18 protein-coding genes and 1 tRNA gene are annotated in these 16,971 nt (G+C 63.6%); 16 read left to right on the top strand and 3 right to left on the bottom strand.

All coding sequences use genetic code 11. From position 1 onward, the window contains the following. Positions 1-131: 131 nt before the first annotated feature. The 5 genes from BLR29_RS17210 (at position 132) to BLR29_RS17190 (ending at position 4,678) form a co-directional block, all read left to right on the top strand. Complete coding sequence (locus tag BLR29_RS17210) at positions 132-917, top strand: SDR family oxidoreductase (protein WP_092138203.1); 786 nt, start codon at positions 132-134, stop codon at positions 915-917. A 285-nt stretch (positions 918-1,202) separates the two neighbouring features. After that, positions 1,203-1,838 carry a TRAP transporter small permease gene (locus BLR29_RS17205; RefSeq protein WP_092138202.1) on the top strand — a complete coding sequence of 212 codons (636 nt, stop codon included), beginning with the start codon at positions 1,203-1,205 and terminating at the stop codon, positions 1,836-1,838. Continuing rightward, positions 1,835-3,139 (top strand): TRAP transporter large permease, encoded by a 1,305-nt coding sequence (locus tag BLR29_RS17200; RefSeq protein WP_176860977.1) that lies wholly within the window; start codon positions 1,835-1,837, stop codon positions 3,137-3,139. The genes BLR29_RS17205 and BLR29_RS17200 overlap by 4 nt, the downstream gene beginning before the upstream one ends. Positions 3,140-3,194: 55 nt before the next feature. Beyond that, a complete protein-coding gene (locus tag BLR29_RS17195) occupies positions 3,195-4,223 on the top strand; it encodes a DctP family TRAP transporter solute-binding subunit (RefSeq protein WP_092138201.1) in 1,029 nt (342 codons plus the stop codon). Positions 4,224-4,276: 53 nt separating this feature from the next. Further along, a complete protein-coding gene (locus BLR29_RS17190) occupies positions 4,277-4,678 on the top strand; it encodes an acyl-CoA thioesterase (protein ID WP_092138200.1) in 402 nt (133 codons plus the stop codon). Positions 4,679-4,693: 15 nt separating this feature from the next. Here the strand turns inward: BLR29_RS17190 and BLR29_RS17185 are convergent, their stop codons facing one another. Then, a complete protein-coding gene (locus BLR29_RS17185) occupies positions 4,694-5,239 on the bottom strand; it encodes a PAS and helix-turn-helix domain-containing protein (RefSeq protein WP_092138199.1) in 546 nt (181 codons plus the stop codon). Between the two features lie 195 nt (positions 5,240-5,434). On the opposite strand from BLR29_RS17185, the gene BLR29_RS17180 reads away from it, so the two are divergent. Together BLR29_RS17180 and BLR29_RS17175 are read left to right on the top strand one after the other, a co-directional pair. Then, positions 5,435-6,133 (top strand): CoA transferase subunit A, encoded by a 699-nt coding sequence (locus BLR29_RS17180; RefSeq protein ID WP_092138198.1) that lies wholly within the window; start codon positions 5,435-5,437, stop codon positions 6,131-6,133. An 11-nt stretch (positions 6,134-6,144) separates the two neighbouring features. Next, positions 6,145-6,783: a CoA transferase subunit B gene (locus BLR29_RS17175; protein ID WP_092138197.1), complete on the top strand. Its 639-nt coding sequence runs from the start codon at positions 6,145-6,147 to the stop codon at positions 6,781-6,783. Positions 6,784-6,921: 138 nt separating this feature from the next. Here BLR29_RS17175 and BLR29_RS17170 read toward each other — a convergent pair whose 3' ends face one another. Further along, a complete protein-coding gene (locus BLR29_RS17170) occupies positions 6,922-7,404 on the bottom strand; it encodes a DUF411 domain-containing protein (protein ID WP_092138196.1) in 483 nt (160 codons plus the stop codon). Positions 7,405-7,414: 10 nt separating this feature from the next. Beyond that, a complete protein-coding gene (locus BLR29_RS17165; RefSeq protein ID WP_092138195.1) occupies positions 7,415-8,191 on the bottom strand; it encodes a 3-hydroxybutyrate dehydrogenase in 777 nt (258 codons plus the stop codon). A 310-nt stretch (positions 8,192-8,501) separates the two neighbouring features. On the opposite strand from BLR29_RS17165, the gene BLR29_RS17160 reads away from it, so the two are divergent. The 9 genes from BLR29_RS17160 to pheS all read left to right on the top strand — a co-directional run bounded on the left by BLR29_RS17160 (position 8,502) and on the right by pheS (position 16,962). Beyond that, positions 8,502-9,383 carry an alpha/beta fold hydrolase gene (locus BLR29_RS17160; protein WP_092138194.1) on the top strand — a complete coding sequence of 294 codons (882 nt, stop codon included), beginning with the start codon at positions 8,502-8,504 and terminating at the stop codon, positions 9,381-9,383. 39 nt (positions 9,384-9,422) lie between these two features. Further along, a complete protein-coding gene (locus BLR29_RS17155) occupies positions 9,423-9,785 on the top strand; it encodes a RidA family protein (protein WP_092138193.1) in 363 nt (120 codons plus the stop codon). A gap of 16 nt (positions 9,786-9,801) precedes the next feature. Further along, entirely contained in the window at positions 9,802-12,033 is a 2,232-nt protein-coding gene (locus BLR29_RS17150) for a RelA/SpoT family protein (protein ID WP_092138192.1), read from the top strand. A 21-nt stretch (positions 12,034-12,054) separates the two neighbouring features. Continuing rightward, a tRNA-Val gene (locus BLR29_RS17145) sits at positions 12,055-12,131 on the top strand. Between the two features lie 391 nt (positions 12,132-12,522). After that, positions 12,523-14,430 (top strand): threonine--tRNA ligase, encoded by a 1,908-nt coding sequence (thrS, locus tag BLR29_RS17140; RefSeq protein WP_092138191.1) that lies wholly within the window; start codon positions 12,523-12,525, stop codon positions 14,428-14,430. A gap of 46 nt (positions 14,431-14,476) precedes the next feature. Continuing rightward, positions 14,477-14,998 (top strand): translation initiation factor IF-3, encoded by a 522-nt coding sequence (infC, locus tag BLR29_RS17135; RefSeq protein WP_092138190.1) that lies wholly within the window; start codon positions 14,477-14,479, stop codon positions 14,996-14,998. Positions 14,999-15,166: 168 nt separating this feature from the next. Beyond that, positions 15,167-15,364 carry a 50S ribosomal protein L35 gene (rpmI, locus tag BLR29_RS17130; RefSeq protein ID WP_011297448.1) on the top strand — a complete coding sequence of 66 codons (198 nt, stop codon included), beginning with the start codon at positions 15,167-15,169 and terminating at the stop codon, positions 15,362-15,364. 28 nt (positions 15,365-15,392) lie between these two features. After that, positions 15,393-15,749: a 50S ribosomal protein L20 gene (gene rplT, locus BLR29_RS17125; RefSeq protein ID WP_008650487.1), complete on the top strand. Its 357-nt coding sequence runs from the start codon at positions 15,393-15,395 to the stop codon at positions 15,747-15,749. Between the two features lie 187 nt (positions 15,750-15,936). Next, positions 15,937-16,962, top strand: coding sequence for a phenylalanine--tRNA ligase subunit alpha (gene pheS, locus BLR29_RS17120; RefSeq protein WP_176860982.1), 1,026 nt, complete (start codon positions 15,937-15,939; stop codon positions 16,960-16,962). Positions 16,963-16,971: the final 9 nt, after the last annotated feature.

Raw genomic sequence — 16,971 nt, 5'->3', positions numbered from 1 at the left:
GACTCGACACCCTCAGGCAAGATATTTTTTGGAACGACCGTTCTTTTTTTTGGTATGCTGCCTTCTGCCCATTCATGGCGGGCTGGCGGCGAGCGTCCGGCCGGGCCGGACGCCCCCACACCGAGGTAATCATGGGTTTGTCGATCAATCTGGAAGGCAAGGTCGCGCTGGTGACCGGTGCCTCGAGCGGGCTGGGCACGCGCTTTGCCAATGTGCTGGCGGCGGCTGGCGCCAAAGTTGTGCTGGCGTCGCGCCGCACCGAGCGGCTCAAGGAATTGCGTGCCTCGATCGAGGCCGATGGCGGCAGTGCCCATGTGGTGCGCCTGGACGTGACGGACCCGGCCAGCATTCGTGCCGCCGTGGCCCATGCGGAGACCGAGGCTGGCGCCATCGATATCCTCGTCAATAATTCGGGCGTGTCGACCACGCAGAAGCTGACGGACGTCACCGCCGACGACTTCGATTTCGTCTTCGATACCAACACCCGCGGCGCGTTTTTCGTGGCGCAGGAAGTGGCCAAGCGCATGATCGCGCGGGCCAAGGGTGCGGAAAAGCTCGGCAATCCGCTGCCGCAGGCACGTATCGTCAATATTGCGTCGGTGGCCGGGTTGAAGGTGCTGTCGCAGATCGGCGTCTACTGCATGAGCAAGGCCGCGGTGGTGCACATGACCAAGGCCATGGCGCTGGAGTGGGCGCGCCACGGTATCAATACCAACGCGATCTGTCCGGGCTATATCGACACGGAGATCAATCACCACCACTGGGATTCCGAGGCCGGCCAGAAGCTGATCCAGATGCTGCCGCGCAAGCGGCTGGGCCAGCCGGAAGACCTGGATGGCCTGCTGTTGCTGCTGGCCTCCGATGCGTCGCGCTTCATCAACGGCGCGGTGGTCACCGCCGACGACGGCATGGTCTGACTTTTTCCCGAATTTCAACAGGGTCCGTCCGCCCCGCGATGCGCGCCACAAGCGCGCGGCGGGGCGTGGCGCGTGAATGTCCAGGGCTTATCCGGTCCCCTTGGGCATGGCGCCAGTCAGAGGGATCCGCGATTCCCGAATGTCTTGCCCACCAGGGCGGTCTCGGCGCGGGGCGCCAGAATTGGCATAATCCGCTTTGACTTCGAATGAAGTCATTACATACATAAACAAGAAATGCCGCGGCGGCCGCAAGGGCCCGAGCGGACCGGACCGGAGGCCGGGGAGATGGAGCCAGACAGGGAGGCACGGCGCGAGGCCGTGTCGCAACACGTCGTCGAATCGGTGGTGATTCCCGAAGCAGGCGACGAAGCGCGCGACAGCGAATTCCGCTTTTCGCCGCGCATCGAGGACTGGATCGGCGTGATCGTCATGGTGCTGCTGGTGGCCATTACGTTCGCCAACGTGGTGGTCCGCTATTTCACCGATGAATCATTTGCCTGGACCGAGGAATTCTCGGTCTTCCTGATGATCGTGCTGGCACTGGTGGCCGGCAGCGCCGCCGTGGCGCGCGATCGCAATATCCGCATCGAATTCTTCTTCGAACGTGGCAGCGCCGCGCGGCAGAAGCGGCTGGCCATCGTTTCGGCCGTGGCCGTGGCGGTGATGTTCCTGGCACTGGCGGTGCTTGGTGCACGCGTCACGTGGGATGAGTACACATTCGGCGAAACCTCGCCGGGCATCGGCGTGCCAAGCTGGTGGTACTCGGTCTGGCTGCCTGTGCTGTCACTGGCGATCGCCCTGCGCGCGCTGGCACTGGCCCTGCGCAACGTCCGCGCGCTTCGTGCCCTGCATGCGCATGGGGCGACCGGCTCGCCGGCATCGAACGGAGCTAACGGGGCTAACGGGGAGGGCGCGCCATGACGCTGGTCGCCATTGTCCTGTTCGTTGTCTTTATCGGTCTGATGCTGCTGGGCGTGCCCATTGGCGTATCGCTGGGCCTGGGCGGACTGGTTGCCATCGGCCTGTCCAACCTCGATACGCAGATGTTCGGCTTGCTGGCCGTGCCGCAGAACTTCTACGCCGGGCTGGCCAAGTACCCGCTGCTGGCGATTCCGATGTTCGTGCTGGTGGGGTCGATCTTCGACCGCTCCGGTGTGGCGCAGCGGCTGGTCACCTTTGCCATCGCCATCGTCGGGCGTGGCCCGGGCATGCTGCCGCTGGTGGCGATCCTGGTGGCGATGTTCCTGGGCGGCATCTCGGGCTCCGGGCCTGCCAACGCGGCCGCCGTGGGCGGCGTGATGATCGCGGCGATGTCGCGCGCGGGCTATCCGGGCTCGTACAGCGCCGCGGTGGTCGGTGCGGCGGCTGCAACGGACATCCTGATCCCGCCGTCGGTGGCCTTCATCATCTACAGCGTGCTGGTCCCGGGCGCCTCGGTGCCGGCGCTGTTCGCGGCGGGCATGATCCCCGGCATCCTGGCCGGCGTGGCGCTGATCGTGCCGGCGGTCTGGCTGGCACGCAAGCACAACATGGGGCATATCGAAGCCGGGCTGCCGCGTCCGCCGTTCTGGAAGAGCCTGCGTGAAGCCGCGTGGGGCCTGGTGGCGCCTTTCCTGATTCTGGGCGGCATGCGTGCCGGCTGGTTCACGCCCACGGAGGCCGCCGTGGTGGCCGTGGTCTACGGCCTGTTCGTCGGCATGGTGATCTATCGCAGCATCGGCATGCGCGACCTGTTCGTGATCTTCCAGGAAGCGGCCGAGACGTCCGCGGTCATCCTGCTGGTCGTGGCGCTGGCCGGCATCTTTGCCTACGCGTTGTCCACGCTGGGCGTGATCGATCCGCTGGCCAACGCCATCGCGCACTCGGGTCTGGGCGAATACGGCGTGCTGGCGCTGATCGTGCTGCTGCTGATGACGGTGGGCATGTTCCTGGACGGCATCTCCATCTTCCTGATCTTCGTGCCGCTGCTGTTGCCGATTGCCACGGCATTCCACTGGAACCCGGTGTGGTTCGGCGTGGTGCTGACGCTGAAGGTGGCGCTCGGCCAGTTCACGCCGCCGCTGGCCGTGAACCTGATGGTGTCCTGCCGGATCGCCCGGGTGCGCATGGAAGAAACCGTGCCCTGGGTGATCTGGATGCTGCTCGCGATGTTCATCGCGATGCTGATGGTGTTGGCCTATCCGCCGCTGGCGACCTGGCTGCCCGAGTATCTGGGCTACTGACCGAGTCATTCATCACGATCGACGTACCACAAGACTGAAAAGAGGAGATTCCCAAATGAAACGCCGTGCTCTGATGTTGTCCGTTGCCGCCACCATTGCCGCCGCCGCGCTGGCGCCGGCTGGCGCGATGGCGCAGACCTACAAGTCCGAATACAAGATGTCGCTCGTGCTCGGCCCCGCCTTCCCGTGGGGCAAGGGCGGCGAGATCTGGGCGGACCTGGTGCGCCAGCGCACCAGCGGCCGTATCAACATCAAGCTGTATCCGGGCACATCGCTGGTGGCCGGCGACCAGACGCGCGAGTTTTCGGCCATCCGCCAGGGCGTGATCGACATGGCCGTGGGCTCGACCATCAACTGGTCGCCGCAGGTCAAGGAACTGAACCTGTTCTCGCTGCCGTTCCTGATGCCCGACTACAAGGCGCTGGACGCGCTGACGCAGGGCGACGTGGGCAAGTCGATCTTCGCCACGCTGGAGAAGGCTGGCGTGGTGCCGCTGGCCTGGGGCGAGAACGGCTTCCGCGAGGTGTCCAACTCCAAGCATGAGATCCGCAAGCCCGAGGATCTGAAGGGCCTGAAGCTGCGCGTGGTGGGGTCGCCGCTGTACATCGAGACCTTCAACGCGCTCGGCGCCAATCCGACGCAGATGAGCTGGGCCGATGCGCAGCCGGCCATGGCATCCGGCGCCGTGGATGGCCAGGAGAACCCGCAGAGCGTGTTTGCCGCCGCCAAGCTGTACACGGTGGGGCAGAAGTACGTGACGACATGGGGCTATGTGGCCGACCCGCTGATCTTCGTGGTCAACAAGCAGATCTGGGAAAGCTGGACGCCGGCTGACCGCGAGATCGTGAAGCAGGCCGCTATCGATGCCGGCAAGCAGGAAATCGCGCTGGCCCGCAAGGGGCTGGTGGAGGCCGGTGCTCCGGCGTGGAAGGACATGGAGCAGCACGGTGTGAAGGTGACCCAGTTGTCCCCGGCCGAGCATGAAGCCTTCCGCAAGGCGACCACCAAGGTCTACGACAAGTGGAAGAAGCAAATCGGCACCGACCTGGTGGCGAAGGCCGAAACGGCGATCACCAAGCGTTAAGGAGCAGGGCGCCGGCCGGCTGCAATGGCGGGGCGGCGCCTGAGGAATTGCCGATGAAACACGTCTTCACGCACGTCATGCCCATCCGGTGGGGCGACATGGACGCCATGGGCCATGTCAACAACACCGTCTATTTCCAGTACCTGGAGCAGGCGCGGATCGAGTGGTTCTCCTCGCTTGGCCGCAGCGGCAAGGATGCCAACGGCCACGGGCCGGTCATCATCAACGCCCACATGACATTCCTGAAGCAGCTGCGCTTTCCGGGCGATATCGAATGCCGCGTGTATGCGGGCAACCTGGGTCGAACGAGCTTCGAGACGCGCATGGAGATCCGCCGCACGGACCTGCCCGACGTGGTCTGGGCCGAGGGCGGAGCAAAGGTGGTGTGGTGCGACTACGCGGCGGAGAAATCCGTGCCGGTGCCGGAGGCCATCCGCGCGTTGATCGCGGTGTAATCCAGCTGCCTGGGGTCAGTGGTTGACCAGCCGCTGCACCAGGTCCACCACCGTGTGGGCCCCGTACTTCTTCATCAGCCGCGCGCGATAGATATCCACGGTGCGCGGGCTGATCGACAGCAGCTTGCCGATCTGCTTGCTGGTCTTGCCCTCCACCAGCTGCGCGGCGATGTCGCGCTCCCGGGCGGTCAGTTCCGCCGTCACCGGACGCTTCTGCGACAAGTCTTCGAATGTCCAGATGCCTGCGCCCAGCGGCTCGCGCCGGTCCAGCGCGCGGCCCGTGACGTGGCACCAGAACAGTTCGCCGCCGGCGCGTTTCATGATCCGCTCGTCCGAATACATGCCCCGGGTGTTCATGATCGGCACGATGCGCGCGCCGGTGCGCTCGAATTCGTCGGCGGTGGGGTAGAGCACCTGGAACGATTCGCCGACCAGCGCTTCGCGCGTCGTGCCGAAGATCCGGCAGACCTCGTCGTTGCAATCCTCGATCACGCGGGCGCGCGACAGCACCAGCCCGACGGGCGCCAGCTGGAAAGCGGTCTGGTAGTCGATGGGGGGCATTGTCCCTTATGTACTTTTACGTAATGGCGTTGCCGGCACCCGTTGACGTATGCTGTCGGTCGGCAACGGACGGCTACTGACCGCCGATTGTACCGTTACAATTTCCCCGCGTGGCCCACCGGGCATGCGGGGGCAGAACGTCGAGGGATTACCCGCAGGGGATATCTCCACGGGACTACCGAGGAAGGAGCAAATATGAACAAGGTCTACGCCAGCGCCGCCGAGGCGCTCGCGGGCGTCGTAAAAGACGGCCAGACAATCGCCGTGGGCGGCTTCGGGCTGTGCGGCATCCCGGAAGCGCTGATCGCCGCGCTGCGCGACAGCGGCGCCAAGCAGCTCACCTGCATTTCCAACAACGCCGGCGTCGACGGTTTCGGCCTTGGCCTGCTGTTGGCCACCCGCCAGATCAAGAAGATGATCTCGTCGTACGTGGGCGAGAACAAGGAATTCGAGCGCCAGTACCTGGCGGGCGAGCTTGAGCTGGATTTCACGCCGCAAGGCACGTTGGCTGAAAAGCTGCGCGCCGGCGGTTCGGGCATCCCGGCCTTCTTCACCAAGACCGGCGTGGGCACCATCGTTGCCGACGGCAAGGAAATCCGCGAATTCGATGGCCAGCAATATGTGATGGAGCGGTCGCTGACCGCCGACGTCGCGCTGGTCAAGGCGTACAAGGCCGACAAGGCCGGCAACCTGGTCTTCCGTCGCACCGCCCGCAACTTCAACCCGATGTGCGCGATGGCTGGCAAGATCACGGTGGCCGAGGTGGAACATATCGTCGAGACGGGCGAGCTGGACCCGGACGAGGTCCACACGCCGGGCATCTTCGTGCAGCGCCTGGTGCTGAACGCCACCCCCGAAAAACGCATCGAACAGCGCACCGTGCGTGCCAAGTAAGGAGAGACATCATGGCATGGACACGTGACGAAATGGCGGCGCGCGCGGCGCGCGAGCTGCAGGACGGCTTCTACGTCAACCTGGGCATTGGCCTGCCGACGCTGGTGGCCAACCATGTGCCGGACGGCATGGAAGTGTGGTTGCAGTCGGAAAACGGCCTGCTGGGCATCGGACCGTTCCCGACCGAGGACGAGGTTGACGCTGACATGATCAACGCCGGCAAGCAGACGGTGACGACGCTGGCAGGTTCGTCGATCTTCTCGTCGGCCGACTCCTTCGCGATGATCCGCGGCGGCCATATCAACCTGGCCATCCTGGGCGCGATGCAGGTCAGCGAACGCGGCGACCTGGCCAACTGGATGATTCCGGGCAAGATGGTCAAGGGCATGGGCGGCGCGATGGACCTGGTGGCAGGCGTCGGCAGGGTCGTGGTGTTGATGGAGCACACCGCCAAGAAGAAGGACGGCACCGAAGACATCAAGATCCTCAAGGACTGCAACTTGCCGCTGACCGGCGTGGGCGTGGTCAACCGCATCATCACCGACCTGGGCGTCATTGACGTGACCTCGGATGGCCTGAAGCTGGTGGAAACCGCTCCCGGCGTCAGCCGCGAAGAGATCCAGTCGAAGACCGGCGCAACGCTGATCTGAGGCGGTCTCCCTGGTCAAGCTGTGTCGACTTAGGTTGTCGACACAGTTTGGCCAACCTGGATTGCCGTCAGCAAAACGCCCCCGCCAGCGCAAGCCGGCGGGGGCGTTTTGTATGGCGGTCCGGCGGTGACCGGAGAATCAGCCGTTTGCCTTGGTCTTGTTGTAGCTCGAGAAGACCGATGCGGCGCCGTCGGACTTGACCAGCAGCACGTCGAACGGGTCCTTGCGCGGTCCTATCTCCATGCCCGGCGATCCGGCCGGCATGCCAGGCACGGCCAGACCGACGGCCTTGGGCTTTGTGGCCAGCAGCTTCCGGATGTCGGCTGCCGGCACGTGGCCTTCGAGTGCATAGCCGCCGATCACGCCCGTGTGGCACGACCCGAAGCGGTCGGGCATACCGTAGCGTGCGCGGTAGACGCCGGTATCCTCGACGTCGTGCGTGGTCACGGCAAAGCCGTTGGTGCGCAGATGCTTGACCCAGTCCTCGCAGCAGCCGCAAGTCGGAGTCTTGTAGACGTCGATAGTCAGCGGGCGCGATGCCTGGGCGAGCGCGCTGGTGATCGGAGACAGGGCGAGAGCACCGGCACCCAGCGTGCGAAGGAAATGACGACGATGATGCATGGCGTCTTCCTTATTGCGCGACCCAGCCACCGTCCATATTCCAGATGGCACCGCGCACCTGCCTGGCTGCCTCGCTCGACAGGAACACGGCCAGCGCACCGAGTTCCTCGGGCGTGACGAACTGGCCCGAAGGCTGCTTTTCCAGCACCAGTTCCCGCTTGGCTTGTTCGACGAGGATGCCTTCCTTCTGGGCGCGCGCTTCCACCTGCTTCTGCACCAGCGGCGTCAGCACCCAGCCCGGGCAGATCGCGTTGGCGGTCACGCCGGTCTGGGCGGTTTCCAGCGCCGTGACCTTGGTGAACCCGACGATGCCGTGCTTGGATGCCACGTAGGCGGACTTTTCCGCCGACGCCACCAGGCCGTGAGTGGAAGCCACATTGATGATGCGGCCCCAGTTCTTGGCCTTCATCGACGGCAGCGCCAGGCGCGTGGTGTGGAATGCGGAGGTCAGGTTGATGGCGATGATGGCATCCCAGCGGTCGGCCGGGAATTCCTCGATCTTCGCGACGAACTGGATGCCGGCGTTGTTGACCAGGATGTCCACGCCACCGAAGTCTTTCTCCGCGTAGCGCATCATGTCTTCGATCTCGGCCGCGCGGCTCATGTCGGCGCCGTGGTAGCCCACCTGAATGCCACCGCCGGCTTTGGCAATCTCGGCCTTTGCGCCGTCCGCGTCACCAAAGCCATTGACGATGATATTGGCGCCTTGCGCGGCGAGTGCCTGCGCGATGCCGAGTCCGATCCCACTGGTCGAGCCAGTCACCAGTGCCGTCTTGCCTTTGAGCATGTAAGCCTCCGTCGGAGAAAATGCGGTAAGGGCCGGGACCACCGGTGCCGGCCGGTCGGGATGCGCGCGCGGGCGGCGACCTGCCTTCCCCGGCCGGACTTCCCGCTGCTTGTCAGTCGGTTGCCAGTTGGTTGCCAGCCGGATGCCAGCGGGTCACCCTACAGTAGGGGCCGCGTGCGCCAATGTGCTGTGGCATTGTACTCGCAGGGCGTACAATCCTGCTTTGCCAAAAGCCGTACCGCCAACAGTTTTTAACACCGCTCAACCTCCGCGCCGTCACGCTGTCGGTGGGGAACTGCAGGGAGTTCAGATGTCTTCCAGTCCGCGCCTCGGCTTTGTTCAGTGCATCAGTCCCGCAGGCCTGCATCGCATGGCTTATCACGAGTGGGGCGACCCCACGAATCCGCGCGTGCTGATGTGCGTGCATGGCCTGACCCGCACCGGCCGCGATTTCGATACGGTGGCGAAGGCCCTGTCCGACGAATACCGCGTGGTCTGCCCGGATGTGGCGGGACGGGGCCGTTCCGAATGGCTGGCGGATCCGCGCCGCTACGTCGTGCCGCAATATGTGTCGGACATGGTCACGCTGATTGCGCGCCTGAACGTCGAGCAGGTGGACTGGTTCGGTACGTCGATGGGCGGCCTGATCGGCATGGGGCTGGCGAGCCTGCCCAGGTCACCGGTGCGCAAGCTGCTACTGAACGATGTGGGCCCGAAGCTTGCTGCCCAGGCGGTGGAGCGCATTGGCGCCTACCTCGGATTGCCGGTGCGCTTCAAGACGTTCGAGGAAGGCCTGGCCTACCTGCAGACGATCAGCGCCTCCTTTGGCCGTCATACGCCGGAACAATGGCGCGAGCTCAACGCCGCGATTCTCAAGCCGGTGCAGGCTGCGGAGGGGATGGAGTGGGGCTTGCACTACGATCCCGCGCTGGCCGTGCCCTTCAAGGAAAGCACGCCAGAGATGGTGCAGGCGGGCGAAGCCGCGCTGTGGAAGATGTTCGAGGCTATCCAGGGGCCGACGCTGGTGGTGCGCGGTGCGCAGTCCGACCTGCTGCTGCGCGAGACCGTGGCGGAAATGGTGGCGCGCGGCAAACACGTTTCGTCGGTGGAAGTCCCCGATGTGGGGCATGCGCCGACGTTCGTCGATCCGGCCCAGGTGGCGATCGCCCGGAATTTCTTCCTGGCCCCCTGAGCGGTCGGCTTATCACCTTAATCAAGTACACGAATTGCCATGAGTGCCAACACCCTGAAGCGAGCCCACGTGGGCGCACGCTTGTCTGAATACGCGGTCTACAACGGCGTGGTCTATCTGGCCGGCCAGGTGCCGGAGGTGGACCCGAAGGCCGACCTGCGCGGCCAGACCCGCGAGGTGCTGGGTCACATCGATCGCCTGCTGGCCGAGGCCGGCAGCGACAAGACGCGCATCCTGATGTGCCAGATCTTTCTGACCGACGTGACCCGCATCGGCGAAATGAACGAGGTGTGGGACGCCTGGGTGCCGCAGGGCAACACCCCGCCGCGCGCCACCGTCGAGGCGAAGCTGGCCAACCCCGATTATCTGATCGAAGTGGTGGTGACGGCCGCCCTCAACTGATGCCAGGCGGTACGACATGGTGACGTCGACGGACGTAACGGGGAAGATCGTCGGAGTGCCGGATGCCGGCCTCGTCGAGCGCGCGCTGGCCTATGTGCGCGAGGTGGCCGATGGCGACAAGCCCGCGATGCTGCCGACCGGCGAGAGCGTGCTGTCGCACGCCGAGGGGATGCTGCGGATCCTGGATGGCTTGCGCGTGGACGACGCCGCGCGTGCCGCGGCGTGCCTGTTTGCCGTGGCAGCGTTCGTGCCGGGCACCGAAGGCCAGATGGAGGAGCGCTTTGGCGAGGAAGTCGCACGCCTGGTGAAGGGGGTGCGGCAACTGTTGCGAATCGGCGCGATTGCCGTGACGCAGACGGACGTGTCCGAGTCGTCGAAGACAGAAGCCGCGGCGCGCCAGGAACAGGTGGAAGCGCTGCGCAAGATGCTGCTGGCCTTTGCCCAGGACATCCGCGTGGTGCTGGTGCGGCTGGCGTCGCGGCTGCAGACACTGCGCTGGCTGGCGCAGACCAAGAGTGCGCCATTGCCGGGCGTGGCGCGCGAGACGCTCGACATCTACGCGCCACTCGCCAACCGGCTGGGGATCTGGCAGATGAAGTGGGAGCTGGAAGACCTGGCGTTCCGCTTCGAGCAGCCCGAGACCTACAAGCGCATCGCCCGCCTGCTGGACGAAAAGCGCATCGAGCGCGAGAGCTATATCTCGCAGGCCATCGAGCGATTGCAGTCGGAGCTTGCCGCGGCGGGCATCCGTGCGGAGGTGACCGGGCGCCCCAAGCATATCTTCAGCATCTGGAAGAAGATGCGCGGCAAGGAGCTCGACTTCGCCGATCTCTACGATGTGCGGGCGTTCCGCGTGATCGTGGATGACATCAAGGATTGCTACACGGTGCTCGGCATCGTGCACCACATCTGGCAGCCGATCCCGCGCGAGTTCGATGACTATATCTCGCGGCCGAAGTCCAACGGCTACATGTCCTTGCACACCGTGGTGATCGGCGACGACGGCCGTGCCTTCGAGGTCCAGATCCGCACGCAGGAAATGCACCACTTCGCCGAGTACGGCGTGGCGGCGCACTGGCGCTACAAGGAGGCAGGCAGCAAGGGCTATAGCGGGCAGTTCTCCGCGAGCGAACGTTACGATGAGAAGATCGCGTGGCTGCGCCAGTTGCTGGCATGGAAGGACGACGCTGATCATTCGGTGGCGCACGAGGACTCGCCCTGGGAGCAACTGAAGCACGCGGCCATCGACGACCATATCTATGTGCTGACGCCGCAGGCGCGCGTGGTGGCGCTGCCGCAGGGCGCGACGCCGGTCGACTTTGCGTATTACCTGCACAGCGATCTGGGGCACCATTGCCGTGGCGCGCGCGTGGATGGCGCCATGGTGCCCCTCAACACGCCGCTCAAGAACGGACAGACCGTGGATATCGTCGCGGTCAAGCAGGGCGGGCCGTCGCGCGACTGGCTCAACGCGGAGCTGGGCTATCTGGCGAGCAGCCGCGCTCGCGCGAAGGTGCGAGCCTGGTTCAACGCGCTCGATTCGCAGGAAACCATCGCGCAGGGCCGGTCGCTGATCGAAAAGACGCTCCAGCGCGAGGGCAAGACCGCGGTCAACCTCGATGACCTGGCTACGCGGCTCAACTTCAAGACGCCGGACGAACTCTATGCGGCCGTCGCCAAGGAAGAATTCAGCCTGCGTCATGTGGAGCACGCGCTGCGCCATCCCGAGGGGGAGGTGCAGCCGCAGCTGACCGAGGAGGAGGCCGTCACCAAGAAGAGCCGCGCGACCAGCGTGGCGCGCGGCGCCAAGAGCGGCGTGCTGGTGGTGGGCGTGGATTCGCTGATGACGCAGATGTCGCGCTGCTGCAAGCCGGCGCCGCCGGACGAGATCGTCGGCTTTGTGACGCGCGGGCGTGGCGTGTCGATCCATCGTCGCAACTGCAGTACCTTCCTGCAACTGTCGTCGCGTGCGCCCGAGCGGGTGATCCAGACCGAATGGGGCAAGCGTAGCGACGCGGTGTATCCGGTGGACATCCACGTGGAGGCGATTGACCGTCAGGGCTTGCTGCGCGATATCTCCGAAGTGCTGTCGCGGGAGAAGATCAACGTGACGGGTGTGAAGACGCTGTCGAGCAAGGGCGTCGCGCGCATGCAGTTTACGGCGGAGGTTTCCGAGGCCACGCAACTGCAGCGCGCGCTGTCATTGATAGAAGATGTGCAAGGGGTGTTGCAAGCAAAAAGAAAGTGATGCTATACTTGCGTCTTCGCTAGGCTCGTAGCTCAGCTGGTTAGAGCACCACCTTGACATGGTGGGGGTCGTTGGTTCGAGTCCAATCGAGCCTACCAACGAATTGCAGTAAAAACGTACTACCCGTCAGCAATCGAAGGCTGGCGTGACGGCAGATCCGATCAACCTGACAAGGCACGGAAACGCATCATGAACATGACAACTCGAACTACTACCGCTGGTTAGCGACAGTAGTCGAGGTGCGCCTTCGAACCGGAGCGATCCGGGAAAAGACAGAAAAACGCGGCCTTGGCCGCGTTTTTTTTCGTCTGTCGTTTGCCAGCTGGCTGATAAGCTGCCGCATCGCCCGCGATGTGGGCAAGAAAAGTCCGTTGCCGGTGCCGTCCGATGCGCGTCTCGCTGCATCGGGCGACACCGGCGCCACAAAAAGTTGTTTGATCCGATCGTCGCGGCGCCATGCCGGCGGTTGGACTCCTCGAGAGGTGCAAGATGATCGTAATCACGCTGCCGGACGGTTCCCGTCGCGAATTCCCCGGCCCCGTCACGGTGGCTGAAGTGGCTCAGAGCATCGGCTCCGGCCTGGCCAAGGCGGCGCTTGCCGGCAAGGTCGATGGCCGCATGGTCGATACGAGCTACTCGATCGACCGCGATGCGTCGCTGGCTATCGTCACGGACAAGGACGCCGATGGCGTCGACGTGATTCGCCACTCGACGGCGCACTTGCTGGCCTATGCCGTGAAGGAGCTCTATCCGGATGCGCAGGTCACGATCGGTCCGGTCATCGAAAACGGCTTCTATTACGACTTCGCCTATAAGCGTCCCTTCACGCCCGAAGACCTTGCGGCCATCGAAAAGAAAATGACGGAGCTGGCGCGCAAGGACGAAAAAGTCACGCGCGAAGTCTGGAATCGTGACGAAGCCGTGGCGCTGTTCGAGTCGATGGGGGAGAAATACAAGGCGGAAATCATCGCCTCGATCCCGGCCGACCAGGAAATCGGCCTCTATCGCGAAGGTCAGTTTGTCGATCTGTGCCGCGGGCCGCACGTGCCATCCACGGGCAAGCTGAAGGTATTCAAGCTGATGAAGGTGGCTGGCGCCTACTGGCGCGGCGATGCCAACAACGAGATGCTCCAGCGCATCTACGGCACGGCCTGGGCGAAGAAGGAAGACCAGGAGGCGTACCTGCACATGCTGGAGGAGGCCGAGAAACGCGACCACCGCAAGCTCGGCAAGACGCTTGATCTGTTCCATCTGCAAGAGGAAGCGCCGGGCATGGTGTTCTGGCACCCGAAGGGCTGGCAGGTGTGGCAGGCCGTGGAGCAATACATGCGCGAGCGGCTGGGCAAGGCCGGTTACGACGAAGTGCGCACGCCGCAGGTGATGGACCGTTCGCTCTGGGAAAAATCTGGCCACTGGCAGAACTACAAGGAGAACATGTTCGTCACGGAGTCGGAGAAGCGCGACTATGCGATCAAGCCGATGAACTGCCCGGGGCATGTCCAGATCTTCAATCACGGGCTGCGTTCTTACCGCGACCTGCCGCTGCGGTTTGCGGAGTTCGGCGCATGCCATCGCAATGAGCCGTCCGGCGCGTTGCATGGTCTGATGCGTGTACGCGGCTTCGTGCAGGACGATGCGCACATTTTCTGCACGGAAGAGCAGATCGTGGAGGAGGCCAAGGCGTTTAATGAACTGGCTTTCTCCATCTACGACGACTTCGGCTTCAAGGATGTGGCGGTGAAGTTGTCGCTGCGCCCCGAGAAGCGTGCCGGGTCGAACGAGGTCTGGGATCATGCTGAAGATGGCCTGCGTCTGGCCCTGCGCGCCTGCGGCGTGGAATGGGAGGAGTTGCCGGGCGAGGGCGCGTTCTACGGTCCGAAGGTCGAATACCACATCAAGGACGCGATTGGCCGATCCTGGCAGTGCGGTACGCTGCAGCTGGATCTGGTGCTGCCGGAGCGTCTGGGTGCGGAATACGTCTCCGAAGACAACGCCCGCAAGCGGCCAGTGATGCTCCACCGCGCAATCCTCGGTTCGTTCGAGCGATTCCTGGGTATCTTGCTGGAGAACCACGCGGGTGCGCTGCCCGCCTGGCTGGCGCCGGAACAGGTCGTCGTGATGAATATTGCGGAATCTCAGTCGGAATATGCCGAAAGCGTCGTGCAACTCTTGCAAAAACAAGGGTTTAGGGCCAAGGCCGATTTGCGTAACGAGAAAATTACGTATAAAATCCGCGAGCATTCCCTTCAGAAGATTCCCTACCTGCTGGTAGTGGGCGACAAGGAACGGGATGCCAATCAAGTGGCCGTGCGTGCCCGTGGCAACGTGGATCTGGGCGTAATGTCCGTCTCCGCGTTTATGGAGCGTCTGCAACATGACGTCACCAAAAAAGCCTGAGGTGTCGAGCACGGCTTGTTTTTTTGTCTTCTTGAGGTAACGGAACATCGCTACAGACAAAGGTCACCGTATCAACCGGGAGATCAGCGCGCCCGAACTGCGCCTGGTAGGGGTTGATAACGAGCAGCTCGGCATCGTCAAGTTTATGGACGCGCTTCGCCTGGCTGAGGATAAGGACTTGGATCTGGTGGAGATCGCCCCTAACGCGACTCCCCCCGTGGCCCGCATCATGGACTACGGCAAGTTCAAGTACGAGGAAGCCAAGCGCGCCCATGAGGCCAAGCTGAAGCAGAAGATCATCCAGGTCAAGGAAGTGAAGTTCCGCCCTGGCACGGATGATGGCGACTACAACGTCAAGCTGCGCAACCTGAGACGCTTCCTGGAAGAAGGTGACAAGACCAAGATCACGCTGCGGTTTCGCGGTCGTGAGATGGCTCACCAGGAAATCGGCGCGCGCATGCTGGAGCGTCTGAAGGCAGATCTGGAAGAACTGGGTCAGGTCGAGCAGATGCCGAAGATGGAAGGCCGCCAGATGGTGATGGTTCTGGCCCCCAAGAAGAAGAAGTAATTCTTGCGCGGGGCGACGGCCGGGGTGCCAGTTGCATCCCGGCGTTGTCTCGTGCGGAAACCGTACGTGGTCTCCTGCGGGCTGCGTACAACAACAAGTGGATGCGGGTCTTGCAAGCGTCGGCGTCAGCCGTCCACCTGCATGCATGTCATAGAGCTGGAGTTTTTCATGCCTAAGATGAAGACCAAGAAAAGCGCTTCCAAGCGCTTTACGGCGCGCCCGAACGGTTCGTTCAAGCGCGGCCAGGCCTTCAAGCGTCACATCCTGACCAAGAAGACCACCAAGAACAAGCGTCACCTGCGCGGCACCCAGGACGTCCATGAGACGAACCTGAAGTCCGTTCGCGCAATGATGCCCTACGCATAACCCCAAACGATAACGAAAGGAGTATTACATGCCTCGAGTAAAACGTGGGGTCACTGCACGGGCCCGTCACAAGAAGGTTATCGACGCTGCCAAGGGTTACCGCGGCCGTCGCAATAATGTCTATCGCATCGCCAAGCAGGCGGTCATGCGTGCTGGTCAGTACGCGTACCGCGATCGTCGCAACAAGAAGCGCGTGTTCCGCGCTCTCTGGATTGCACGTATCAACGCTGCTACGCGTGAGCATGGCATGACCTACAGCGTGTTCATGAACGGTCTGAAGAAGGCCTCGATCGAACTCGACCGCAAGGTGCTGTCGGACATGGCCATCCATGACAAGCCTGCCTTTGCCGCCATCGTCAACCAGGTGAAAGCCACCGTTGCCTGATGCCGGCTGCGGAAGCGCCGTATAGCGCTTCCGGGCAAGCACCGACCGCAAGGTCTGCTGAAACGGGGCTCCTCACCGAGCCCCGTTTTCATTTCGAATGCCGTGTCGATCGCTGTCGATGCGAAACGGCATCCGAGATGCAATACCGCACGCACGTGCCAACCATTCCACGATCGCCGTCATGTCCCTGGATTTGGATCAAATCGTCGCCGACGCACAGGCCGCCTTCGCCGCTGCCAACGACAACGCCACGCTGGAAAACGAGAAAGCCCGCTTCCTGGGCAAGACCGGCGCGCTGACCGAGCTGCTCAAGGGCCTCGGCAAGCTGGACCCGGAGGCGCGCAAGAGCGAAGGCGCCCGGATCAACCAGGTCAAGCAGCAGGTGGAAGCCGCACTGCAGGCCCGCCGACAGGCGCTTGCCGATGCGCTGATGAACGCACGACTGGCCGCCGAGGCCATCGACGTGACGCTGCCCGGCCGTACCGTTGCGCGCGGCAGCCTGCATCCAGTGATGCGGACCTGGGAGCGCGTGGAACAGATCTTCGGTTCGATCGGTTTCGATGTGGCCGACGGCCCCGAGATCGAGACCGACTGGATGAACTTCACCGCGCTGAATAATCCGGACAACCACCCGGCGCGTTCGATGCAGGACACGTTCTACGTGGATGGCCGTGATACCGACGACAAGCTCTTGCTGCTGCGTACGCACACCAGCCCGATGCAGGTCCGCTACGCGCGCATGCATGTGCAGAAGTACGCCGGCAAACCGATGCCGCCGATCAAGGTGATTTGCCCCGGCCGCACGTATCGCGTAGACAGCGACGCCACGCATTCGCCGATGTTCAACCAGGTGGAAGGCCTGTGGATTGGCGACAACGTGAGCTTTGCGGACCTGAAGGGCGTCTACACCGATTTCCTGCGCAAGTTCTTCGAGCGTGACGACATCCAGGTGCGCTTCCGTCCGTCGTACTTCCCGTTCACCGAGCCGTCGGCGGAAATCGACATGGCCTTCGGCAACGGCAAGTGGCTGGAGATTTCCGGCTCGGGCCAGGTGCACCCCAACGTGCTGCGCAACATGGGCCTCGATCCCGAGCGCTACATCGGCTTCGCGTTCGGCTCCGGCCTGGAGCGCCTGACGATGCTGCGCTACGGCATCAACGACCTGCGTCTGTTCTTCGAAGGCGACGTGCGCTTCCTGCGCCAGTTCGCCTGATCGCGACCA

The sequence above is a fragment of the Cupriavidus sp. YR651 genome, from assembly GCF_900101625.1.
Classification (GTDB): domain Bacteria; phylum Pseudomonadota; class Gammaproteobacteria; order Burkholderiales; family Burkholderiaceae; genus Cupriavidus.
Note: the sequence above shows the minus strand (reverse complement) of the source record. Positions and strands in the feature narration are given on the sequence as shown.